Origin of the sequence: Paenibacillus sp. 2TAB19 (assembly GCF_052115185.1) — a bacterium.
GTDB lineage: Bacteria > Bacillota > Bacilli > Paenibacillales > Paenibacillaceae > Pristimantibacillus.
Genome location: NZ_JBFRGE010000001.1, coordinates 187,262 through 209,945, shown reverse-complemented (window position 1 = coordinate 209,945; position 22,684 = coordinate 187,262). Strand labels below are relative to the sequence as shown.

The window sequence follows — 22,684 nt, the reverse complement described above, 5'->3', positions numbered from 1 at the left end:
CAATCAAAAAGTCTCCAGCTCTCCGGCTCGCTCAACAGCGAGTGATGGAGAGTTTTTTTGCGTATGACACGATTAGATGGATATTAAACCAACATTTAGTAAAAATACACCTACTTCGTTTAATAATACACATCGTTATGTAAGCGATTCCAACCTATGCTTATAGAGAGATTATTTCATATACAATAGGGAGGTTTTGCAATGAAACGAGCACGGTCATATCTCGCTTTGCTGCTATCGCTGCTGCTGGTATTAACGGCGATGCCGGTATACGCGGCTGACGAGCAATTGGCAGGAGAAAGCGGGGATGCGGTTAGCGACTCCTATGTTAGGCTCAAGAACAAGTGGAAGAGCAACTACCTTTACGAGGATTCATCAGGCGTTGTTCGCTACGGTTTTCCAAGCTATGAAGACGAGTCCGCACAATGGAAGATTGAGGACTACAACGGCAACAAAAGAATTCGCAACCGCGCAACCGGCCATTACATAACGATCGCGGACGTGACGCAGCGTCGCGATGCGCTAACCGCCCGTGAGATAACGACAAGCACGAATGCGGACCAATGGACGATTCATGAATCGAATCGCCCGGGGTTTGTCGTCATCAAGAGTGCAACCGTACCTTCGAGCGCCAATCTTGTCATTCACCAAGAGGATCAGCTTGGTTTCGCGGAGGTGAGCAACGATATTAATATCACATTCGAGAGCCCTCAATGGGCGCTCGAGCCGGTGGAAGAAGCCGTTCCGGTCAGGCTGGCGAATAAGCACAAAGCAGGGCAATATTTATTCGAAGCCGCGGATGGATTTGTAGACTTTGGCGATAAAAAGGCAAACGATGCTTCCTCCCATTGGGTTATGGAAGCAGGAGATACGCCGAATACGAAGCGCCTCAAGAACCGTGCAACCGGTCACTATATTACGCAAGGCGTGTTATGGGAGCCCATCAAAGCATTGGCAACCGGCACAGACACGAGGTCGGAGTGGTTGATGGAAGACGCATCTAACGCCGGCTATATTACGTTCAAAAATATAGAAGCGCTGAATACGCCATCTGGCGCGCTCACGTACGTACTGAATACCCAATTCCCCGATGATACGCATGTGCGTTCGAATGATTGGTCGAATCCCGGACTGGATAACGCGCAATGGCGAATCGAGCTGGCGCCGGATGCGCTGCCGTATCGGATTGCGGGATTCACGATCGACCCTATCAGTACGACTTATTTGTATGATGACGAAGGTACCGTAAGCTATGGCGCCTTAACGACAGATGTCGGAAATAAGGTTTACTACCAGTGGGTGACAGAAGATTATGATGGCAAGCAGCGGCTTCGCAATCTGGCAACAGGCCGGTATATTTCAAGAGCAGGCAACGACAGTCCGGAGGATTCGCTACAGGCACTCGCTTTAACGGTTAGTACAGTAGATGATCAATGGTCGATTGCCAGCTCAACCTTGTACGACGATTACAAAACGATCGAAAGCAAGACCGCGGCAGGAGAGTACTTGAATATTGCAGATGCGGCAGGTGCAGCCCAAGCAGGAGCAATCGATCCGAACGACGGTCCGGCGCAGTGGCTGTTCGAGGATCCTGCATTTTCAGGAGATGGCACGCCGCAATATGTACGAATAAAAAATGAATGGCAGCCATTCTACTTCTACGAAGATGAGAACGGCCAACTGAAATATGGCAATGTCGCCGAAGACGATGAGAAGGGACAGTGGCTGATCGAGCGTTTCCAAGGACGCAAGCGGATCCAGAACAGAGCAACTGGCCACTATATCAACATTGAAAATATGGCGAACGGCCGTATTTCCGTATCTGAGGTAGAAGATTCGTGGACGAGCGCAGTGTGGGTTATTGAGGACTTAGGCGGGACGAAGCTCATTCACAGTGTCCGAGATTCTAATGATGTAGTCGGACAACAGAAATATATGAGCTTGCAGAACTTAACGAAATATGTGGAATACGGGGTTATCAATCCGGCATGGGGAAGTCCGCGTTGGCAGTTCGAGCCTGTAGGAGAATCTGGTCCGAGTAACGTACGGATTAAGAATAAGCTGACGAATCAGTATTTATACGAGGTAACCGATGCTGGAGACGATCTTGGCAAAGTCAAGTACGGAGATCTCACGGAAGAACAATCGGCATCGGTGTGGTATTTGGAGAAGACGGGGGACAGTCCGAACTCGGTCAGGCTGAAAAACGTATCCACTAACCATTATGTTTCGATGGAGCATGTGGGTGCGGATGTCGAGCTTGATGCGCCGCCGCAACAAATCGTTGCGCAAGACGGCATTTGCTTATGCTGGGGAAGTGCAAAGTGGATGATGGAGCCAGGCTCGTCCGACGAAACTATCGTTCTGAGAAGCGGCTGGGCCGGACATTATCTGTACGCTGACGGTGAAGGCTATACGAAGGTGAGCAAGCTGGTTGCCGCAGAGGACAGCGCACAGTATGTGCTCGAGCCGGTAGTAATGGAGCCCGAGCCGCTGTACGATGGTCCGATTCGAATCGTAAGCATGGCGAACGGCAAATTTTTGTACGAAAATAGCGGAGGTATCGTGCTCTATGGCGATGTTGACGAGAGTAACGGGTATGGACACTGGTATATCGAGGATATTGATGGCGTACAGCGTCTGCGCAATCGTGTAACCGGCCATTACATGTCCATGAAAAAGGATATGACATTCATTGAAAGCAAAGAAGCCGATGAAGGCGATCTGGAATCGGAGTGGGCCATTGAGGCGGTTCCTGGTACGTTGGAATACGTGATCCGCAGCTTGAACGGCTATTACAATGACGAGCTGATTAATGTCCAGAACAATGCAGGTTACGCGGAACGCGGCTTGTTCCCGATCGGCTACGGCTCGGTGAAGTGGGGCTTCGAATACGCTCCTGAAGAGTTCGATACGCCTGATATGAGCGAAGGAAAAGTCTACGATACAGCAACGCCTATCTTTAACGATACGAATTACGTCACCATTCAATCAAAAGCAACATCGCAGTATATGTATGTGGAAGACGGTGCGTTGGTAACGGGAACGCCGGTTGAGGGCGATACCGGAGCGCAGTGGCTGCAGCAGGATTTCAACGGCCGCAAGCTGATTCGCAACAAAGAATCGGGGCAGTTGCTCGCGGTCGATGACGAAGGAAATGTCAGTCTCGATACGGATGCGAAGGGGAATGATGCGGCGCAGTGGTACACCGAGGATCGGCTTGGCTACAAGCTAATCGGCAACGCTTCTGACCGTGGCGGATTGTTGCAGCATACGGACAGTGGAGTGAAACACGGCTCGCCATCCGATATGGATGATGCGATGTGGACGCTTGCACCGGTACGTTCAGACGTTCGCTATGAAGCGGAGCAGGGATTCTTTGGCGGAGGAGCAGCCTCCGATACGTCCAAAGGCTTCACAGGCGACGGGTATATGGACGGATTTACAACGAATGGCGCTAAAATTAGTTTCACCGTAAACGCGCCGGAGGCAGGCAACTATGATATAGCTCTCCGCTATATGAGCGCTTCGTCGGCTRAGCGGACGCTTAGCGTTTACGTCAACGGCTTGCCCGTGTCGCAAGCGGCATTCGGCAAGGCGACAGAATGGACGGAGCTAGTGCTTGAACTGGGGCTGCGTGCTGGCATTAACACGATCACGCTTCAGAAGAATGCCGCCGATACCGGCCGCGTGAAGCTCGACAGCCTCACCGTACGCAATAGTGTAGGCATTAACTATCGCGGTGCAACAGTACCTTATGTTTCTTATGAAGCGGAGCACGCGGTTACGAACGGAGAAGTGCTTGAGCCATCGCGTCTCTATAAGGAGATGGCCTCCGAAGCATCGGGAAGATCGGCGGTCAAGCTGGATGCGGAAGGCGAGTATGTCGAATTCACGCTTGCGAAGTCTGCGAACTCAATCGTGCTTCGCTACGTCATTCCTGACAGCGAGGATGGAGCAGGGCTTAACGAGACGCTTGCGCTGTATGTGAACGGCGAGTTCAAGCAGCAGCTGTCGCTGAGCTCCAAGCATGGCTGGGAATACGGCAGCTACCCTTGGTCGAATGATCCTAATCAGGGCAACGCGCACCGTTTCTTCGATGAAATTCATGCGTTGATCGGCGACGTGCCTGCAGGAGCCACGATTAGATTGCAGAAGGATGCGGGCAATGAAGCGGATTACTATGTCATTGACCTTGCTGACATGGAGCAAGTCGAGGACGCGCTGACTAAGCCCGACGGCTTCTTGTCGGTGACTGACTTCGGCGCAGTTGCCGGCGACGGCGATAGCGACATGGCTGCGTTCGAAGAAACGATGGCTGCCGCGAAGCAGCAGGGCAAGGGAGTATGGTTCCCGGCCGGCGTATTCCATCTTGGCGAAGATAATATTGATCTGTCGCAAATTACGATTCGCGGTGCTGGCATGTGGTACACGACGCTCATTGGAGCGAAGTTCATCGGTAAGGGCAGCGACGTACAGGTGTACGATCTGTTGATTGACGGCGATCTTAATATTCGCGACGACGAAGCGCTTACGCATGCGTTCTATGGCGGTTATGGTGCAGGCTCAGTCATCCAAAACGTGTGGGTAGAGCATTCCAAAACGGGTTTATGGTTGTCTAGAGTTAGGGGCGGTACGGAAATTACCGACGAGCTGCATATGGTTAACCTTCGCTTGCGCAATCTGATGGCGGATGGCATCAACTTCTCCGTCGGAACGAGCAACAGCTTGATGGAGCAATCGGATATTCGTTATCCAGGCGATGACGGCCTTGCGATGTGGTCGGCAGAAGGACTCGCGAGCGTCAACAATACGGCGCGCTTCAATACGGTGGCGCTGCCATGGCTAGCGGACAACTTCGTTATTTTTGGCGGGCAAGACAATAAGCTTCAGGATAATATCGGTACGGATACGATCACGAACGGTGCGGGCATTGCCGTATCGACGCGTTTCAATCCGGTTCCKTTCACGGGAACGACTGTTGTTGAACGAAATACGCTCATCCGCACAGGCAGCGCCGATTCGGCTTATAACATCAATCTTGGCGCGATCTGGCTGTTCGCGGGCGAGAAGGACTTGAACGGTCATGTTATCGTTCGCGACAATGTCGCGCTGGACAGCACTTATGCAGGACTAATCGTCCATGGCGGAGGCTTTGGCGTCGATAATCTCACGCTGCAAAATGTCGTCCTCGATGGCATGGGTACGAACGGCATTGACGTAACAGGCAATCTGTCGGGCACGATCGACGTTGATAACGTGATCGTTCGCGGCGAACGCATTCGGATGATTGCCGATGCCAATCCGAACTTTGCTTTTGAAGAGCTGAACGGCGGTTTTGCCAATCTGCAAAAGCCATTCTCCATTAAGCTTGAGAATGGCGATACAGGACCGCTTCGTATGACAGCGGGAGAGAGGAAGGAACTGCAAGTGCTGGGTGCAGAGGGCGTAGACGTGACGGATGATGCGGCTTTCGCTATTGAGACTGCGAGTATTGCTTCGATTGAATCGGATCATGTAATACGCGCACGCTCTGAAGGGGTGACGAAGCTCAGTGTCTTGTTAGGTGGTGATCTTCGCATCTTTACGATCGAAGTTGAGGCAAGAGATGATGAAGGTCAAGGCGGTTCAGGGGGAGGCAGCATCATTCCAGACCCTCCTGTGACAGAAACAGTTGATACGAAGCAGAACGATGCGAAGCTGAGTGAAGCGGCTTCCGCGAACGAGGATCGCATCGTATTCACGATTGATTCTGCCAAACCGAATAACGGCGTTTCGTTCTCTGGCGCTGCACTGCTTGAAGCTGGCAAAAAAAATGCTGATGCGGTCATCGTTATCGAACTTGACGGAGCGTCATATGAATTGCCGTTGTCGTTCGTAAGGAGTCAGCTTGGTACATTGACTCCGGAGGAACTTAGCAAAGTAGTCTGGACTCTCAACATCAAGCCGGTGGAGCTAGCAATCAAGACTGAGCTTGAGAAGAGAGCCGAAGAGCAGGGTCTCGAGCTTATAGGCGAACCGATCGAATTCACGATTATCGTAACGAACGGCAATACGAAGACAGAAATTCGCAGCTTCGGAGGTCGTTACGTGAAGCGTACGCTGACCGCGAAAGGCGACATCGATACGAAGGATGCGGTTGCGCTCGTCTATGATCCTGGCACAGGAAAATTCCATTACGTGCCAGCTATGATCGAATCGGCTGAAGGTATGACGCATGCCGATATTATGAGCATGAGCAACAGCATTTACGTGCTTGCGAGTAATGCGAAATCCTTCGACGATACGAAGGGACATTGGGCGCAGAGCGACATTGAACAGCTTGCAGCGCGGCAAATTTTAAGCGGAATTACGGCTTCGAGCTTTGCTCCGCAGCGCAGCGTGACGCGCGCAGAGTTCGCTACGATGCTGGTAAGAACGCTAGGCTTGCACGGCGCAGGGAATGGAACGGGAATAACATTCTCCGACGTAGCGAAGGGAGCATGGTACGAGGAAGCGGTTGTAACGGCGGCAAGCTACGGTCTTGTAAAAGGAAATGCCGATGGCCGTTTCCGGCCGCTCGATAACATTACCCGCGAGCAGATGGCCGTTATGGCGGCCAATGCGCTGACTTTCGCGGCTAACGCTGGGCTTCAGGTGAAGCAAGCCGCTGATCCTTCGGGCGCAGCAAGCTTCCGTGACGAAAGTGCAATCCATGCCTGGGCGCTTGATAGCGTGAAGCGCGCAGCGGCAGTCGGGATTATAGTAGGCAAAGGAAAAGCGGGTATATTCGCTCCGCTTGATCCGGCAACCCGCGCAGAAGCGGCTGTTATTATTAAGCGATTGCTCCAAGTCGTGCAATTGATGAAGTAGTATCCAAACAAGAAGGGCTGCCTCCGAGGGCAGCCCTTCTTGCCTATATTTAACGTCTTCTGAGCTCAAAAAACTCGCAAGCGTTTCGTTTATGATACGTAATATCACTGACGCTCGATTGGGTAACGACGGTTGAATCGTCGAAGCGGACAACGACCGTGCTGCCTTCAATAATATGATTGTCTTGGAAAACACGAATTTTGAGCTGCTTCTGGATGACTTCCTCGAAGTCGCTATCGGTAAAGAGTCGTCGATTGACGGACATAAGTATGAACTCCTCCAGTAATAGATATCTATCGTGCGTGATTGTCTGCGATATATGACTTGTCTAGTCTACAAGCGATAGCAACCACAGTCAAATAGGTGAGCCATAAAGGCAAAGCTAAGCGAAGAGAAGGGATGATCGTTATGATAAGATGGGGACAGCAATGATCGATTGTTACGAAATAGTGTTCGATAATGATGATATCGGGGTGACGTATGAAATTTTCAGTATTTACGGTAATGCTTCCAGATTGCTCGCAACAACGTACGCTTGAGCTGCTTCGAGCTAACGGCTATGACGGCGTAGAATGGCGTTACACGAAGACGGATCCGGCTAGACGCGAGGAAGCGCCTTCGTTCTGGGGCAACAACTTGTCCACAGTCGAGACGGATACGTCAGAAGCCGAGCTGTTAGAGCTTAAGCAATTGACTGAGGCGGCTGGCTTGGTCGTGCCGAATGTGGCAGCTTACATTGGCAGCGGCGACCTGGCGGCTACTGAAAACGCGATGCGTGCAGCGAAGTTGCTTGGCGCACCTTCCATTCGCATCGGCGTTCCGAATTATGATGGCAAACGCACTTATCAAGAGCTGTATGCCGAGGCTCGCACTTACTTGCAAGAAGCGGAATCGCTAAGCCGAACTTACGGCGTCAAAGGTCTCATTGAAGTTCATCATGGCAATATTGCGCCTAGCGCATCGCTGGCCCGCCGGTTGGTTGACGGGTTCGACGCGAACCATATTGGAGTTATATATGATCCGGGCAACATGGTGCATGAAGGCTTCGAGAACTACCAAATGGGACTCGAAGTGCTCGGAGAATATTTAGGTCACGTCCATGTCAAGAACGCGGTGTGGCAACGCACAGATGCAGCGCTGCCGACGATCGGAAGCGGCGAGCATGGCCGAATTTGGCAAGCATCGTGGTCGGCTGTTACAGCTGGCGCGGTACACTGGCCGCAAGTCATTGCCGCGCTGCGGGCAGTCGGTTACGACAGCTGGCTCAGCTTCGAGGACTTCAGCGGCTCCGCCGATTCCGAGACGCTGCTCCGCGACAACCTCGCTTATATCCGCTCGTTGCTATAAGGGATAATCAGAAAGCAGACCGTGCAAGTGGGTCTGCTTTTTTTGTTTTTTATCAGATCTGACAAAGGATAGTTTATATTTTACAATCCTATATTGTTACAGTATACTGTAACTAATACACTTTAGTGTAACGGAAGGGGAGGGAGCATGGAGCAATATACAGCGAAGCAACTAACGGAAGTTTTGCAGCATGAGGACGCTGGGATGAATTTGCGAACGGTTCGGTATTATACGCAGATTGGCGTTATTCCGCCTTTGGAGACAGTCGGAAATAAGCGTGTTTACACTGACAATCATTTGCATTATTTTCGTGCGTTATTGACGCTCGCGAAGAGCGGGGAGACGCTAGCCAGTATTCAGGAGCAGTTTAAACAGCTGTCGATTGAGGAAGTCATTCGCATCGGAGAGAAGCTGCCGCTCTATCAGGCTGACCAGATGATGAGGCACGAGACTTATGTCATCAGCGAGGACGTAATTTTGTCGATCAGCTCCCGTACGTCGCCCGAGCTCAGGGGCAAAATCATTGAAGCTGTGACAGGATTGGTCGAAAGGGGAGAACAGGGGTGATCACGATACGTTCGGCGAAGTCCAAGATTGAGCATGCGGATGGGATGAACCATCTGCTCGTGCGGTTCGGCCCGATTCGAGATGCTGCTACTGCTAGTATCGTGATTGAGCTGCCGCAAGGGATAAGCCGTAAAAGCAACTTATCTCGCTTCTATGAGAATGAAAAGGGTGAAATTGTCATTTACCGTCCCGATCGGGCAGATGAATTCATTATAGCCATCTTTACGGATCAGCCGATAAGCTGCGGAAGCAAACCTATTGTAGTTACATTAATATACACGGATAAGAAAGGATTGGAGCTGCTCTTCGGTTACGAGTATACAATGGAGGTCGTCCTGGAGGAACAAATGGATGATGTGCACATCGATGAAGAGATAGTTGCCAAAGTGCTTGAATTGGGGATTTCTGTGTATGATGACACGGAAAGTGATGGTCTAGCGGACGAGTCAGCGATTACGAAGCCGATTCCAATTGCGCCAGGGCCTTATTCTGATCTGGAGAAAAAGTATCGAATCGAGGGCCGATAAGGAGGAGATTGCCGTAATGAAGCATACGTACCCATCTTTTTTTGCCAATAACCAAGGTGTTAGCCTTCATTATTATGATATTAGACCTGCCGTTGATGATGTACGTTTGCCGCTGGTCGTTTGTCCTGGACTGTCGGAAACGGCGGAAGAGTATTTGGAAATGTTGGAGACGATCTTATCGGTTTCTCCGAGACGGTGCATCGCGTTATCCTTCCGAGGGAGAGGGAAAAGCGATACGCCAGACACTGGCTATGACTTGGATGAGCATATAAGCGATATAGAGGCAGTCGTAAAGCAGGCACAGTTGGAAAGCTTTCATTTGCTAGGTTACTCCCGCGGGGTGTCGTACGCTCTTGGTTATGCGCTCAAGCATCAGGCACAAGTGAGTTCTCTGCTTATTGGGGATTATCCGCCAGAGCATCGGATGATGCCGCCTGAGTGGCCTAGCGCCTATATCAATGAGTATTTAATTCCTTTCGGCCGTACCGAGCATATCCGGGTCAAGGCCGTACAACGAATTCAGATAGAATCGACGCACCGTAACCTCGATGATCGGGTGAACATTCCCGTTTTAGTAGCGAGGGGATTAAAGGAAGACTCTATGATCCCTGACGGCGAGCTGGACCGTTACCTCAGAATGGCTGAGAATTTAACGGTTAGGGAGTATCCCGGATCTGGACATGATTTGAAGGAAACGACTAGTGGCCGGTTTTATGCCGATATCGCTTTATTTTTGAATAATCTCGCATGATGCCCTTAGAAGAGAGCAATCTTGTTGAATAGATTTCTAAATGGTATAATGCATGAGCCAAAATTCCGTTCCGTAGCTATCAAACGCAGCTAGCCTCCGGTATCCAGCCTTCGTATACAAAGCGATTGCTCTGCGGTTGAATGTCGCAACGCTGAGGCGCAGCCTCCGAGGCCGAAACGTCTCCACCGTGTATTCGGTGATAGCCGCGAGGAAAGCTGAGCCTCGGCCTTGGCCGACGAGATCGGGCCGCAGCCCAATTCCAATATCGATGATGCCGTCCCCGCCATACAGTCCGGCTATCTGTCCGCCGGGAACTTGCGCATGTAGTCCGAGGCAGAAGAAGCCAATCAACTCGCCTTCGTCAGCCGACTTAACCGAATAATAGCTGCCGTCCGTCAACTCCGTAATAACGCCCGGGCTATCGGCTATATCATAGAATGAGTACTCGCCATCGTATCTCCAATTACATATTTGTTCAGCTTCGGCATGCGCCAGCGGTTGTATGAGCATAACGCACACCCTCCTCGCTTCACATTGGTTATAACCTTATTATAAATCGTATGCTTCCATCCACAGTTTCAGAAACTTGAGCTTCCCGTCAAAATAACCGTCATCCTGCCACGCGCCCCACACCGCGCTATTGCCGGTATGCAGCCCAAGCAGCCATAGCTGCCTAACCGCCACGAATAACGGAATAGCGTCAAGATCGGCCTGACTCAGCGGACGTTCCGCGACATAGGCGCTCAGAAATGCGTCCCAGCACTCATCACCGAATTTCTCGGGATCATGTCTGCCATGCACGAGATTCCATAAGTACACAGACAGGTCGTAAGCGCGCCAGCCTGCCCCGCAGCAATCGAAGTCAAAGTGCGTCAGGCTGCCGTCGAATTTCTCGTCATGGAACACATTCCAACCATGCAGGTCGCCATGGCATGCTCCCCAGTCGTTGTCGTTTAACGTCAGCCGGTTCATCCTATCCTTCAACCGGACTGCCGCTTCTTGGACGAATCGGACATCGTCAGGGCGGTGTTGAAGCTTGGGCAACAGATGTTCCAGCGGTTCATTGAGCAGATGGGCGCTGTCTAGCTGGAAGCGTTCATGGGACGGAACGAAGCCGTCCGCTGCACGATGAAGCTGAGCTGCCGCCCGGCCGTAGTGTACGCTCGTCTGAGCATTCGCTATCGCGATGCCTTCAGCGTAAGTGAACAGTACCGCGTAGCGCGTACCTTCTGAAGAGGCAATATAGGTAACGAGCTCGCCATCTTTCCGAGCAAGGGGGCTAGATAAAGGGATGCCTTCACCTTGCAAATAAAGCAGCAGATCGAGCTCATAACGAATCTCGGCTTCGCTCCGCCATTGTTTCTTATAGATGCGAAGCACGTAACGGCCTTCGTCCGTAACGACGTCGTAGGTATCGTTCAAGCCGTTCGAGACAAATCGGCTCGTGAGCGGAATGCCGATATCGTACTGCTCGGCAATGGCAGCGAACAAGGCTTCTTTTTGAAAAACGGTATGAATGGCTGGAACGGTGATCATATCTTTGTCTTCCTCCTCGTACGTTTCTTTCGGTATGTTCTCATTCTAGCCGGGCCGGAAAACAAACGGGATATAAAAGATGATTATAATCATCTTTTCATACAGATACAGCGTTATAGGAGCAGCTTGCGCAATTCGCTGAGCGTTGCAATGGATTGGTAGGGAGCTGTATCTGGGTTAGAATCGAGCAATGGGCGGTTATGGTTAATCCAAACGCCGCGAATGCCTATTTTCTGAGGAGCGGTAATCTCCCATTCGTAGTTGTCGCCTACCATCCAAGCCGTGTGGGGCACTTCTACGCCTAGCCGCTTCAAGACATTTTCGTAAGCGCGGGGATCAGGCTTGCCAATGCCTACTTCCTGCTCAATAAAAATATGATCAAACAGCGGTTCAAGGTTGAAGCGCTCGATCTTGTGCCGTTGCTCCGTTGACGTACCGTTCGTTAATAGCGCCAGCTTAATTCCTAATGTTCTAATATGCCGAATCGTTTCAATGGCATCCTCGTACAAGTAGATCGCTTCGTTTCGAACTAGTCCGTAATCCCGAGCGATTGCTCGTGAGACCGATGAACTGTAGCTGCTGATGAAGGACAACTTTTGCAGAGCCGCATCGATGATACGCGTTCTTGCAGCGGTGAGATCCATTCTGCCTTCTCGGTGCCTCTGAGGGTCGCTCCAATACCATTTGGCCTCCGTTTTAATCGCACTTACTAATGCCGGTATATTGCCCTTGTCATTGCTCTTCAGATGGATACCGCAAGCTTGGAACCAGCAGGCGTCAACGTCTACTCCATGCTCGAAGGCAATAATCGTATCATCCATATCCATCAAAATCGCTTCAGGCCGCATAATCATCTATAACACTCCTATCGTTAATCCGCGAGTCTGTCTGATTCCATTATAAGGTAGAACAGCCCAGCCGCAACGGGCAAGCTGCCTTCTTTTTTGGCCGAGCCACGCATATGAATGGATATAGAAGGCGGACAGGGTGAAGCGGGAGGAGGCCTTGCACTTGGCAAAATGGGGAAGGAGAGGCTGGCGGTTTCGTTCATTCGGCGGGGGCATGTGGACGGGGAGGCCAATTAGACGAGTGAAAACGGTAAGCTGGGGCAGCAGCAGGCCCAGCACGCAGCAGGCGAGCTCTTCAGGAGCGAAGTGGGGGTCGAGAACAGGGGCTAGCCGGGGAAAATGGGGCAAACGCACATCTTCTATTTCACTCGGATTCGGTGCGAGGAGCAGGAACAGCGGCGGCCCGCCTCCAGGCGCATGGGGCAGCCGTCCGGCTAGGCCGCGTATGCGCCGGCGCAATTTTTGGCTCATTGCCCTTATTGTGATGACGTTGTTATCGATTCAATCGTTTGTATATATCGAACGGAACTTAAGGCCGCCGCTCATGAATATCGCTAAGATTCGGGTTAAGCAGGTTGCAACACAGGCAATCAACAAGGCGATTACGGATCAGGTGGCRAACCAGTCGGAATCAGAGAAGCTGATCGACTGGAAGATGAACAGCAACGGCAAAATATCCGGCTTCATTCTCAATTATGCCGAGCATATGAAGATCACTTCGCAGACCGTGTCCACCGTGGAGAACACGCTTAAGGATATGAAGGATATTCTAGAGCATATTCCAATCGGACATGCGCTGAACAGCGCGATTATATCGTCGTTCGGGCCGCGAGTACCGGTCAAGTTCGAGCCGGTCGGAGCGGCGAAGGTGGAGCTGAGCACGCGCGAGAAGGATGTCGCGATCAACATGGTATTGGTCGAGGTGTACATTCGCATTACGGCGGAGGTTACGATTATCATTCCATTCGATACGGAGCCCGAACTGGTAGAGACGGAGATTCCGATATCATACCTGCTCGTCGTTGGAGATGTGCCGATGTATTACTACGACAATACGGGCAAGCCTGTTGGCGAATCGGCGGGGCAGGCGCCGAATATATCGGTTCCGTTGTCTCCGGGCTCCGGCGTTACGACACAAGGCGAGAACGGCGAGAATAGGGATGACAGCGGCAATAATGCGAGCGGCAGCGGGGCGGAGGGCAATGAAGGCTCAGCAGGAAACGCATCAGGGGAGCATAGCAATAACGCTGGCAATGCTGGCAATACCGGCTCGGAGTGAAGCCGCTAATAATGAGGCCGCCCCAAAAGCCAATAGGCTGTTGGGGCGGCCTCTCCTTGTGTAGAACACTATCGTTTGGATCTTAAGCGCTGCCTCTCGGAAGCTTCCCAGCGGCGGAGCATCGGATACGGGTCGAAAGACCATTCGATAAGCCCGCGATCGCTGTATACGCCGTAATGCAGATGCGGCGGGAACTTGCCTTGCGTACCGGGCTTGCCATAGCCGGAGCTGCCGACCCAGCCGATCACTTGACCCGGCTGAACGATCGTGCCGGCCTCGACTGTCTTGTCATAACCAGACAGATGGGCGTAGTAGTGATAGAAATTGCTTAAGTCCCGAATGCCGATTCGCCAACCGCCATACGGATTCCAGCCTTTAATCTCGACTACGCCATAGCAGGTGCTTCTAACGGGGACCCCGTGATTAGCGAAAATATCCGTCCCTTCATGGGTTCGCCTGCCGCCMCAGCTGCGTCCCGTACCCCAGGTGTCCTTATAACTGTAATTGGTGCCTATCGGCAGCGGGAAGGCATGCTCGAACAGATCGAGCTTGCCGAAATGCTCGTAAATGCGGGCAAACTGTTGAATGCGCTTGACTGCTCGGCCGTTCTGGTAATATTCCCATAACCCGATAGAGAAGTCCTCCTCCGTTGTGCCGAAGGCCGCAACCTTGCTGACAAGCGAGTAGAGAAGGTCGATATCGCTATTGCGCTCGACAATACCATTGCCGTCTCCGTCGCGTCCGATGCCGTTGAACCATTGGATCGATACGGGAGAGCTGTCGTCCATATCGGGATTTAGCGGCCCGGCCCATTGCTCCTGATCGATAAATATCCCTACCGTGCTGCCGAGCATTGGCCGTGCTTTTGGCTTCACCTTCGACATGGAGCGTTCATATTGGTCAATGGCTGCGAGCCAAAACCATGGAATTTGCGTAACGGTGCTTAGTTGATGGTATAAGCTTTTTCTTGCTGCGATCAAATCCGCTTCGGTTGCAGAAGATGTCGGCCTGGCGGCTTGCTCGGTTCGCTGCTGCTTGCTAGGCGAGGCCTGAGCGGATATACCGGGAACGGCAAGGAGCAGCGATGCGGCCGATAATGCTACTTTCAGCAGAAAAGTCCTTTTCAAACGTCTCACCCTTTCCAAAAGCATGACGGAATAACGATATGTTTTGCAAATCATTGGTTTTTATCCGAAACGTGATATAATAAGCGAAGTGATTGTGGCCTTATACAACGAAAGTGAAAGCAGGTAATGCCGTATGAAACAACGTGAGAAATTACAAAAGCCTGATTGGCTTCGTATAAAATTGGCGACAGACGGCAACTTTGCCGAGATTAAAGAAATGATGCGCGGCAAGACGCTGCATAGCGTATGCGAAGAAGCCCGTTGTCCGAATATTTATGAATGCTGGGCGAATCGAACGGCTACGTTCATGATTCTAGGCGATATTTGTACGCGTGCTTGCCGCTTCTGTGCGGTTAAGACCGGCCTGCCGACAGAGCTTGATCTGCAAGAGCCGGACCGCGTAGCGGAAGCCGCCGAGCAGATGGGACTTCAGCATTGCGTCGTGACCTCGGTTGCCCGCGATGATCTTGCCGACGGCGGCGCTTCGATATTCGCGGCTACGATTCGCGCAATTCGCAAGCGGATGCCATTCTGCCGCGTTGAAGTGCTTATTCCCGATTTTATGGGCAACTGGGATGCTCTGCAGACCGTAATGGATGCGAATCCGGATATCCTGAACCATAACATCGAGACGGTGGAGCGCTTATCTAACCGTGTCCGTGCGAAAGCGAAGTATAGACGCTCGCTCGAGCTGCTTAAGAGAGCGAAGGAAATGAAGCCGAAGATACCGACGAAGTCGAGCATTATGCTTGGCGTAGGCGAGGAATACGAAGAGATTTTGCAGGCGATGGATGATTTGCGCGCAGTCGATGTCAATATTTTGACGTTGGGTCAATATTTGCAGCCGACGCCTAATCACTTGCAAATCGTTCGTTACGTCCATCCGGACGAGTTCGCGAAGTTGAAGGAAGAAGGGCAAAAACGCGGTTTCCGTCACGTAGAATCCGGACCGCTCGTAAGAAGCTCTTATCATGCGCACGAACAGACGGACTCGGCTATTGCTGCGGATAAAATGGCAGTAGCAGGCTCTGGGAAGGAATAGTGTGAGGAAGTGTCTCTTGCTCCGGCGGAATGTAAGGGATGCGCAGAAGAGGTGGAGAAGATGGCTTTGATTCATATCGGCGGCAAATCATATGAGCTTGTTCATGAGAATAGAAACGGATGGAATCCAGAAGCCTTTCGTGATCGATACAGCGAGGTGTTGGAGCGGTATGACTTTATCGTGGGCGATTGGGGCTATAGTCAGCTAAGGCTGAAAGGCTTCTTCCGCGATTCCCACTCTAAGGCTACGAAGGACAGCCTCTACTCCGGTATGCCGGATTATATTAACGAATATTGCAACTTCGGCTGCGCGTACTTCATTCTGGAGAAGAAGGAGTCGAGCAAGAAGGAGCCGGGAGATTACGACTTCGATGCGGAGGAACTGAAGCCAAGGGTCGACGCGAGAACGTATCGGATGCCGGAGAGCGCGGGCCGCTCGGAAACGGGAACATTGGACGAAACGGCAGCAGGCAAGGAAGCGGCAGCACCGGCACAAGAACGTCATGAACGACAAGAGCGTTCTAACCGGGGCGCTCATCGCCACGACAACAGCCCCCGTGAGCATAATCAACGTGAGAATAGCCAACGCGACAACGGTCATCGCAGCGGTGGCGGTAGTGGACATCCACGCGGAGAGAAGGGCGAGCACCAGCCTCGCAAGCCTTACCGCGGCGGCAATGATCGGAACAAGAAGCATTCTCGTTCCGGTACTGCCGCAGGCGAAGCGGCGGCATCCGCAGAAGCGCCTTCGAACCAACGGCCAAATAAAGACGCCGGACGCTCCTAAAGGAGTGTCTCGGCGTCTTTTCTTTTGTGATCTGTTTAATGTCTATTAACGCTCGCCGGAGTCTAAGAATGCTTCGCGTACCCGATTCCAGAACGTGAATGGACGATAACGGGCGAAGCTGACTTTGCGGCTCGCAACGGAACAACGGATCGAGATAATATCGCTGCGCGTGATGCTTACATGATCGATCGTCAGCTGGAGCTTCTGCTCCTTCTTCGATATGATATCGCAGTGATGATGCTGCGGGAGCATGACCGATGAGCCGAGCGTTCGATACACGCGATTGTTAATGGATGCAATCTCTGCGATTTGCAGCGATTCGATTGATGGGTGAACGATTGCGCCGCCGACGCTCTTATTGTAAGCGGTACTGCCCGAAGGTGTAGAGATAACGATACCGTCGCCGCGGAACATCTCGAACATCTCGTCGTTAATGTTAATTTGTGCGACGAGCGTTCCATCGACGCCTTTGAGCGTGAATTCGTTCAACGATAAATAATAACTTGTTTCGGTCGGCGTTTCGAGTTGAATCTCCGCAAGCGGATAGCGAACAATTCGCGGTTGTTCCGCCGCCATCATGGCGACAAGCTCTTCAATCTCGTCTGCTTGCCAATCCGCATAGAAGCCCAAATGTCCGGTATGAACGCCAATAAAAGCGACATCGGCGATACGATCGACATATTTGTGGAAGGCATGCAGAAGCGTGCCGTCGCCTCCTATCGAGATGACGATCTCGGGTCTGTCGTCGCTGCGAACAAAATGTTTCTCCGCTGCAAGCTGATGAAATTTTTGAGCCAATGATTGCGATAAAGAATCGCCTCGATCAATAACCGCGTATTTCAAAGGTAAATCTCCTTCCGATCTGTTGCATACTTAAGATGATAAAGGAAATGTCGATTGAATTCAATGCGTGAGTGGGGTGGAAAATGGTCACTTTTTTATGCTGGTCCAAGCACATTCCATAGCAAGTAGACAAGTKCCATGGCTAGGAAGCTGTGCAGCAGCCTGGCCAGCAGGAACGGTCGGTAACGCAGATCGGTTTTGCTAAGCAGACTGGCAACCTGCGCATGAACGGATAAGCCGCCCCATGACAGCACCCATGCAGCTATTGCAGCTTGATGAAGGAGCAGCGTGTTCGCTGTTCCGGCTGCGCGCGATCCTAGCGTCACCTCGAATATGCCGAATACACCCGCATCCGCTAGCGGTGCCGGCAGGCCTGCTGCCGTTAATAGAAATCGGAAGGCCTCAGCCAGTGCTCCGACAAGTCCTGCCCGTGTCAGCATCTCCATGACCACAGAGAAGAAGACGACGAGACCGCCTACGACAATCATAAGCCGTAAAGCAGAGCCTACTGCATCCTGCAGCAATTGTCCAAGCCCCCGTCCGTCGAGCAGTCTAGCCTCATGCATAGCTTTCAGGGCGGTATACATCCGCGATGGGCGCCGGTTGCTGCCATCTGCTCTGACGGCCGGGCGCCTATCCGATGTCATTGGAGCATGACGGTCATGGAAACGCATCGTAAGTCCGATAAGCAGTCCGCTGCCGTAATGCGCAGCTGCAAGCAGCGGCGCCAAAGCGACATTGTGGAAGAAGCCGACGGCTACCGCGCCAATCAGGAAGACGGGATCGGACGTTGTCGTGAAGGCTACGAGCCGTTCGCCTTCGGAACGATTAATAAGGCGCTGTTCCCATAGCTGCGCGGTTAATCTCGCTCCTACCGGATAACCCGATATATAACCCATTGCGACGACGAATGCGCCGTTGCCAGGCAGTCTGAACAGCGGTCGCATAAGCGGATCAAGCAGCTTGCCGAAGAAATGGACAATGCCGAAGCCGAGCAGCAGTTCTGAGATAACGAAGAAAGGGAAGAGCGCTGGGAACAGCACCTCCCACCAAATCGACAGTCCGCGCAGCGAGGATGTCAGTGTCTCAGCAGGAAATAGGGTCATTAGCAGGGCGACGCTTAATGCAGCGAACGCCGTTAACGATAAAGGATGAATGAAAGTGCGCAGCACGCTAGCCGCCTCCTTTGAATACGGTGAGAACAAGCATAGGAAAGACGACATGGACGAGTCGATTGATCCTCCTACACGTATATGCCGAAGGGTGGACATCCATCACTTACAGGRAGGGAAAATAATTTTTTTATCCATAAAGAAAACGTTTACATTKTGATGCTGAAATATGCTACAATAGAGCTACCTTTAAAAGCTTGGAGTGATGAGCATGAGTTATATCGCTGGCATCTTAGTCTGCGCGTTCGTCTATGTCATCCGAGAGTCGCTATCCTCACCTGGTGAAGAAGACTATTAAGGTATGTTTCGTTCTATAATCATGAGTCCGCATATTACAATGCGGGCTTTTTTTCTATACGGTCATCTATAAATGTTATACTAAGCATTAGGAAATGATTTTTCTTTAAAATATAATTCAAAAGACCTACAATATGGAGCTGAAAATGACGATGAATAGGAATATAAGCCTTTATGAATTGATCGGCGGAGCAGGAAAGATTAGAGAAATGGTTGAGGCTTTCTACCCAAAGGTGAAAGCCCACCCTCTGCTCGGACCGCTGTTTCCGGCTGATATACATCCGGTGATGGACAAGCAATATATGTTTTTGACGCAATTTTTTGGAGGCCCCTCGCTTTACTCCGACGAATATGGACATCCGATGATGCGAGCTAGGCATTTGCCTTTTCCGATTACGCCTGAGCGTGCGGAAGCTTGGCTCGATTGCATGCGCAGAGCGCTTGCGGAGATTGGAGTAGAGGAGCAGTTGCAAGCGATCGTCATTGACAGGCTGTCCGGCCCGGCGCATCACTTTGTTAACACACTCGAAGAGGAGACGTGAGTTCAATGGAACCGCTCTATCAATCTAAGCTACAGTGTATTTGCTGTGAAACACCATTTGAGACATCAAGAGTGCGCCCGAGTTTCAAGAAAGCAATCGCTACAGACACTGATTTTTGCGGTTACTACAAAGCTGGCGTTAACCCTGATTTTTATGTTGTTCGCGTATGCCCGACCTGCGGCTTCGCTACGACGGAGAATGGTTTGGACAGGCTTAATGATGTTCAGAAGCGGAAGTATATGGAGGCGGCTGGAAGCCGGTGGGTACCTGTCAATTATGGCGGCGAGCGTACCGAGAAGGAAGCGATGGCTTCCTATAAGCTAGCGCTAATTAGCGCTCAGGCTGTCGGTGAGAAGGAACGTGTTATTGCCGGAATCTTGCACCATATCGCCTGGCTTTATCGATACGCGTCCAACAAAACGGAGGAACAACGCTTTTTGCGTTTCGCGCTGCAATCCTATATCCGTGTGTATGAGGAAGAGGGCGCTTCGCTTAACAATGCGAGGCTGATGTACATAATCGGGGAGCTGCACCGTAGAATAGGTGAGCGGAATGATGCTGTACGATGGTTCTCGCGCGTAGTCAACGATAAGAAAATTGTAGATTCGGCAATGATTCGGGCAAGCCGTGAGCAATGGCAATTGATACGCGAGGAATCGATGCTGAGTGGCGAAGGCGAGATTACCGATTCCACTGAGCAAGTGAGCGGTGACGGCATAGCTTCATTCGCATAATAAATAATAAAGGCCGATCCCGGCGCAATCACTTTAGGTGAATTGTCGGGGGCGGCCTTTATTTGTTTATTTGCGTCCGGGGAGAGCGCGATTAGCGAGCAAGTAATCACGATCAACGTCAACAACCGTGATTTGATTGTGGCAGCATGGAAATACGAGCAGTCGCTTTTTGCCGTCTTGGATTAATGTAATCTCTTCAGGACGAAGCGGAAGCAGTACATTTTCTTCATTGCAGAATGGGCAATTGGTGACATAAATATCACCCATGATGATGTCATACGGCCATGTTCTCTCGAAAGGGACCATTAGCTGTTGCCGCTCTCGTCCGTTGACGGACCTTCCTGCTTCGCAAGCTCGGCGAGCTTTTGGAGCAAAATATGTTTGGGCATATGCATGAGATGCTCGATCGGCACGCCAAGCTGTTTGGATAACTTAACAGCCGTTTCGGCTGATATTTGCAAAGGTTTAGACATGTATGATTCCTCCATTCAATATTCATTCAGCATWCCGCAGGGCCTTCACAGGACCGCGATGCGGTTTCTTCTTAATAGGGATGTGGTAATATTAATATAAGTTATACACCGTCAGAGACATTTGCGCAAATAACGATGAGAGGATGATGGGCGTGGCAAAGCAATATCCGCTTACTTGGGAGCTTGATTCGATCTATGAGGGGGGCTCCGGATCAACAGCCTTTATGCAAGAGCTTAAAGGGATGGAGGAAGATATGGAGAGGCTGGATGCCGAACTAGCTGGCAATGCGTTATTGGATGCCGATAAGCTGGCACAGCTGACCGAGATTGTACAATCCGTTCTTCTGCGTCTAAGAGAGACGGATTCTTTCGTGGCATGCTTGATGGCTGCCAATATCCGAGATACAGCGGCTAATTCGCTTAACGACAAGGTGAAGACGCTGTCTGCCAAATTGATCGGCGTGCTTACTCGATATGACAATATGCTAAGAGCTTACGGGGACAGCGAGTGGGCAGCGTTGCTCGAACATGAGAAGCTGGCAGAGATCGCATTCAACCTGCATGAGCGCCGAGAGCAGGCGAAGCAGAAGATGGCGCCTGAATTGGAGGCGCTGGCAGGAGATCTGTCCGTCGATGGTTATCATGGCTGGGGCGATTATTACAACTTAATCGTGTCGAGAGCCAAGTTTAATGATGTTGGAGCAGACGGGGAAAGCCGGACGCTTTCTGCTGGTCAGATGCATAATCGGCTTTCCGAAGGCGAACGAGCTGTTCGTCAGGCAGCTTTCACCGAATGGGAGCGCGTGTGGTCGGAGCAAGCAGATTTAAGCGCCGAGGTGCTGAACCGCATCTCCGGCTTCCGCTTGAAGCTTTATGATAAGCGCGGTTGGGCGTCTGTGCTGCAAGAGCCGCTTCAGATGAATCGGATGAGCGAGGCAACGCTAAAGGCGATGTGGGCGGCGATACAGGACGGGAAACAGTCGCTCGTTCGCTATTTGGAGCGGAAAGCGAAGCTGCTAGGCGTAGAGAAGCTTGACTGGCATGACGTGGAGGCACCGCTTGGCGCTTCAGCGCGAATTGTTCCCTATGCGGAAGCGGCGGAGTTCATCGTTGAACAATTCCGCGGATTCAGCCCGGAGCTGGCCGATTTCTCGCAGGAGGCGTTCGCTAATGGCTGGATTGAAGCAGAGGATCGCCCGGGTAAGCGTCCAGGAGGCTTCTGCACCTCGTTTCCGAAGAGCGGACAGACGCGTATCTTCATGACGTATTCCGGCTCGGCATCGAATATATCGACGTTAGCCCATGAGCTGGGTCATGCGTATCATCAGCATGTAATGAATGATTTGCCGCCTTTATCGCAAGAGTATGCAATGAATGTGGCGGAGACGGCATCGACATTCGCCGAACTGATTGTGTCGGATAAGGCGCTTAAGACGGCAACGGACGCCGATGAGAAGCTTGGCTTGCTGGAGGATAAGATCCAGCGCTCGGTTGCCTTTTTTATGAACATACATGCACGCTTCTTGTTCGAGACCCGGTTCTATGAGCTGCGGAGAGAAGGACTTGTTTCTTCTGAACAGCTCAACAAGCTAATGGAAGATGCTCAGCGTGAGGCTTTCAGCGATATGCTGGGCGAGGCGCACCCTCATTTCTGGGCATCGAAGCTTCATTTTTACTTAACGGATGTTCCATTCTACAACTTCCCTTACACCTTTGGCTATTTGTTCAGCGCAGGCATCTATGCAAGAGCGCAGCAAGAAGGGCCCGCGTTTGCGGACAAATATGTCGCACTGCTGCGGGATACGGGCCGAATGACCGTAGAGGAGCTGGCCTCAGTTCATTTGGGCGTAAACCTTGAGGAGAGCAACTTCTGGAGTGAGGCGGTTGCCTTGACGGAGGAAGACGTACAATTATTCATTAATATGACCGAAAAATCGATAGAATCTAAATAGCTTATTACA

The 22,684-nt window shown here is 51.5% G+C and carries 20 protein-coding genes; 11 read left to right on the top strand and 9 right to left on the bottom strand.

What is annotated here, in order from left to right:
• Positions 1-201 precede the first annotated feature (201 nt).
• Positions 202-6,852, top strand: a complete 6,651-nt coding sequence (locus tag AB4Z33_RS00950; protein WP_442048079.1) for an S-layer homology domain-containing protein — start codon at positions 202-204, stop codon at positions 6,850-6,852.
• A gap of 49 nt (positions 6,853-6,901) precedes the next feature.
• On the opposite strand, the gene AB4Z33_RS00945 is transcribed toward AB4Z33_RS00950, so the two are convergent.
• Positions 6,902-7,117: a hypothetical protein gene (locus AB4Z33_RS00945; protein WP_337102784.1), complete on the bottom strand. Its 216-nt coding sequence runs from the start codon at positions 7,115-7,117 to the stop codon at positions 6,902-6,904.
• Between the two features lie 215 nt (positions 7,118-7,332).
• On the opposite strand from AB4Z33_RS00945, the gene AB4Z33_RS00940 reads away from it, so the two are divergent.
• The 4 genes from AB4Z33_RS00940 (at position 7,333) to AB4Z33_RS00925 (ending at position 10,044) form a co-directional block, all read left to right on the top strand.
• Entirely contained in the window at positions 7,333-8,199 is an 867-nt protein-coding gene (locus AB4Z33_RS00940; RefSeq protein WP_442048078.1) for a sugar phosphate isomerase/epimerase family protein, read from the top strand.
• 147 nt (positions 8,200-8,346) lie between these two features.
• Positions 8,347-8,766 carry a MerR family transcriptional regulator gene (locus AB4Z33_RS00935; RefSeq protein WP_442048077.1) on the top strand — a complete coding sequence of 140 codons (420 nt, stop codon included), beginning with the start codon at positions 8,347-8,349 and terminating at the stop codon, positions 8,764-8,766.
• Complete coding sequence (locus AB4Z33_RS00930) at positions 8,763-9,293, top strand: hypothetical protein (protein WP_442048076.1); 531 nt, start codon at positions 8,763-8,765, stop codon at positions 9,291-9,293. The genes AB4Z33_RS00935 and AB4Z33_RS00930 overlap by 4 nt, the downstream gene beginning before the upstream one ends.
• A gap of 16 nt (positions 9,294-9,309) precedes the next feature.
• Positions 9,310-10,044, top strand: a complete 735-nt coding sequence (locus tag AB4Z33_RS00925) for an alpha/beta fold hydrolase (protein ID WP_442048075.1) — start codon at positions 9,310-9,312, stop codon at positions 10,042-10,044.
• A gap of 36 nt (positions 10,045-10,080) precedes the next feature.
• Here the strand turns inward: AB4Z33_RS00925 and AB4Z33_RS00920 are convergent, their stop codons facing one another.
• The 3 genes from AB4Z33_RS00920 to AB4Z33_RS00910 form a co-directional block, all read right to left on the bottom strand.
• Entirely contained in the window at positions 10,081-10,554 is a 474-nt protein-coding gene (locus tag AB4Z33_RS00920; protein ID WP_442048074.1) for a GNAT family N-acetyltransferase, read from the bottom strand.
• 39 nt (positions 10,555-10,593) lie between these two features.
• Positions 10,594-11,580, bottom strand: coding sequence for a phosphotransferase enzyme family protein (locus tag AB4Z33_RS00915; RefSeq protein ID WP_442048073.1), 987 nt, complete (start codon positions 11,578-11,580; stop codon positions 10,594-10,596).
• A gap of 113 nt (positions 11,581-11,693) precedes the next feature.
• Positions 11,694-12,434, bottom strand: coding sequence for an HAD family hydrolase (locus AB4Z33_RS00910; RefSeq protein WP_442048072.1), 741 nt, complete (start codon positions 12,432-12,434; stop codon positions 11,694-11,696).
• A gap of 235 nt (positions 12,435-12,669) precedes the next feature.
• Here AB4Z33_RS00910 and yunB point away from each other — a divergent pair, with 235 nt between their 5' ends.
• Positions 12,670-13,707, top strand: a complete 1,038-nt coding sequence (gene yunB / locus AB4Z33_RS00905) for a sporulation protein YunB (RefSeq protein WP_442048071.1) — start codon at positions 12,670-12,672, stop codon at positions 13,705-13,707.
• Between the two features lie 68 nt (positions 13,708-13,775).
• Here yunB and AB4Z33_RS00900 read toward each other — a convergent pair whose 3' ends face one another.
• Positions 13,776-14,858: a M23 family metallopeptidase gene (locus AB4Z33_RS00900; RefSeq protein ID WP_442048070.1), complete on the bottom strand. Its 1,083-nt coding sequence runs from the start codon at positions 14,856-14,858 to the stop codon at positions 13,776-13,778.
• Positions 14,859-14,967: 109 nt separating this feature from the next.
• Between AB4Z33_RS00900 and lipA the strand changes: the two genes are divergently transcribed.
• Together lipA and AB4Z33_RS00890 are read left to right on the top strand one after the other, a co-directional pair.
• Positions 14,968-15,876, top strand: coding sequence for a lipoyl synthase (lipA, locus tag AB4Z33_RS00895; RefSeq protein ID WP_442048069.1), 909 nt, complete (start codon positions 14,968-14,970; stop codon positions 15,874-15,876).
• 60 nt (positions 15,877-15,936) lie between these two features.
• A complete protein-coding gene (locus tag AB4Z33_RS00890; RefSeq protein WP_442048068.1) occupies positions 15,937-16,662 on the top strand; it encodes a YutD family protein in 726 nt (241 codons plus the stop codon).
• Between the two features lie 45 nt (positions 16,663-16,707).
• Here the strand turns inward: AB4Z33_RS00890 and AB4Z33_RS00885 are convergent, their stop codons facing one another.
• Both AB4Z33_RS00885 and ylbJ read right to left on the bottom strand, forming a co-directional pair.
• A complete protein-coding gene (locus AB4Z33_RS00885; RefSeq protein ID WP_442048067.1) occupies positions 16,708-17,505 on the bottom strand; it encodes an NAD kinase in 798 nt (265 codons plus the stop codon).
• 95 nt (positions 17,506-17,600) lie between these two features.
• Positions 17,601-18,677, bottom strand: a complete 1,077-nt coding sequence (gene ylbJ, locus AB4Z33_RS00880; protein WP_442048066.1) for a sporulation integral membrane protein YlbJ — start codon at positions 18,675-18,677, stop codon at positions 17,601-17,603.
• A 449-nt stretch (positions 18,678-19,126) separates the two neighbouring features.
• On the opposite strand from ylbJ, the gene AB4Z33_RS00875 reads away from it, so the two are divergent.
• Both AB4Z33_RS00875 and AB4Z33_RS00870 read left to right on the top strand, forming a co-directional pair.
• Positions 19,127-19,516, top strand: coding sequence for a globin domain-containing protein (locus AB4Z33_RS00875; protein ID WP_442048065.1), 390 nt, complete (start codon positions 19,127-19,129; stop codon positions 19,514-19,516).
• A gap of 5 nt (positions 19,517-19,521) precedes the next feature.
• Entirely contained in the window at positions 19,522-20,250 is a 729-nt protein-coding gene (locus AB4Z33_RS00870) for a DUF2225 domain-containing protein (protein WP_442048064.1), read from the top strand.
• Between the two features lie 66 nt (positions 20,251-20,316).
• Here AB4Z33_RS00870 and AB4Z33_RS00865 read toward each other — a convergent pair whose 3' ends face one another.
• On the bottom strand, positions 20,317-20,556 hold the full coding sequence (locus tag AB4Z33_RS00865; RefSeq protein WP_442048063.1) for a hypothetical protein: 240 nt from the start codon (positions 20,554-20,556) through the stop codon (positions 20,317-20,319).
• Entirely contained in the window at positions 20,556-20,723 is a 168-nt protein-coding gene (locus AB4Z33_RS00860; RefSeq protein ID WP_442048062.1) for a YycC family protein, read from the bottom strand. Before AB4Z33_RS00860 ends, AB4Z33_RS00865 begins: the two co-directional genes overlap by 1 nt.
• Positions 20,724-20,875: 152 nt before the next feature.
• On the opposite strand from AB4Z33_RS00860, the gene AB4Z33_RS00855 reads away from it, so the two are divergent.
• The gene (locus AB4Z33_RS00855; protein WP_442048061.1) at positions 20,876-22,675 is read left to right on the top strand and encodes a M3 family oligoendopeptidase; all 1,800 of its coding nucleotides are present in this window, start codon (positions 20,876-20,878) and stop codon (positions 22,673-22,675) included.
• Positions 22,676-22,684: the final 9 nt, after the last annotated feature.

Coding starts and splice junctions, on each gene's coding strand:
- AB4Z33_RS00865 (WP_442048063.1), bottom strand. CDS start 20,556: ATGGTCCCTTTCGAGAGAACATGGCCGTATGACATCATCATGGGTGAT.
- AB4Z33_RS00940 (WP_442048078.1), top strand. CDS start 7,333: ATGAAATTTTCAGTATTTACGGTAATGCTTCCAGATTGCTCGCAACAA.
- AB4Z33_RS00910 (WP_442048072.1), bottom strand. CDS start 12,434: ATGATTATGCGGCCTGAAGCGATTTTGATGGATATGGATGATACGATT.
- AB4Z33_RS00870 (WP_442048064.1), top strand. CDS start 19,522: ATGGAACCGCTCTATCAATCTAAGCTACAGTGTATTTGCTGTGAAACA.
- AB4Z33_RS00890 (WP_442048068.1), top strand. CDS start 15,937: ATGGCTTTGATTCATATCGGCGGCAAATCATATGAGCTTGTTCATGAG.
- AB4Z33_RS00925 (WP_442048075.1), top strand. CDS start 9,310: ATGAAGCATACGTACCCATCTTTTTTTGCCAATAACCAAGGTGTTAGC.
- AB4Z33_RS00875 (WP_442048065.1), top strand. CDS start 19,127: ATGAATAGGAATATAAGCCTTTATGAATTGATCGGCGGAGCAGGAAAG.
- AB4Z33_RS00860 (WP_442048062.1), bottom strand. CDS start 20,723: ATGTCTAAACCTTTGCAAATATCAGCCGAAACGGCTGTTAAGTTATCC.
- AB4Z33_RS00945 (WP_337102784.1), bottom strand. CDS start 7,117: ATGTCCGTCAATCGACGACTCTTTACCGATAGCGACTTCGAGGAAGTC.
- AB4Z33_RS00935 (WP_442048077.1), top strand. CDS start 8,347: ATGGAGCAATATACAGCGAAGCAACTAACGGAAGTTTTGCAGCATGAG.
- AB4Z33_RS00915 (WP_442048073.1), bottom strand. CDS start 11,580: ATGATCACCGTTCCAGCCATTCATACCGTTTTTCAAAAAGAAGCCTTG.
- AB4Z33_RS00920 (WP_442048074.1), bottom strand. CDS start 10,554: ATGCTCATACAACCGCTGGCGCATGCCGAAGCTGAACAAATATGTAAT.
- lipA (WP_442048069.1), top strand. CDS start 14,968: ATGAAACAACGTGAGAAATTACAAAAGCCTGATTGGCTTCGTATAAAA.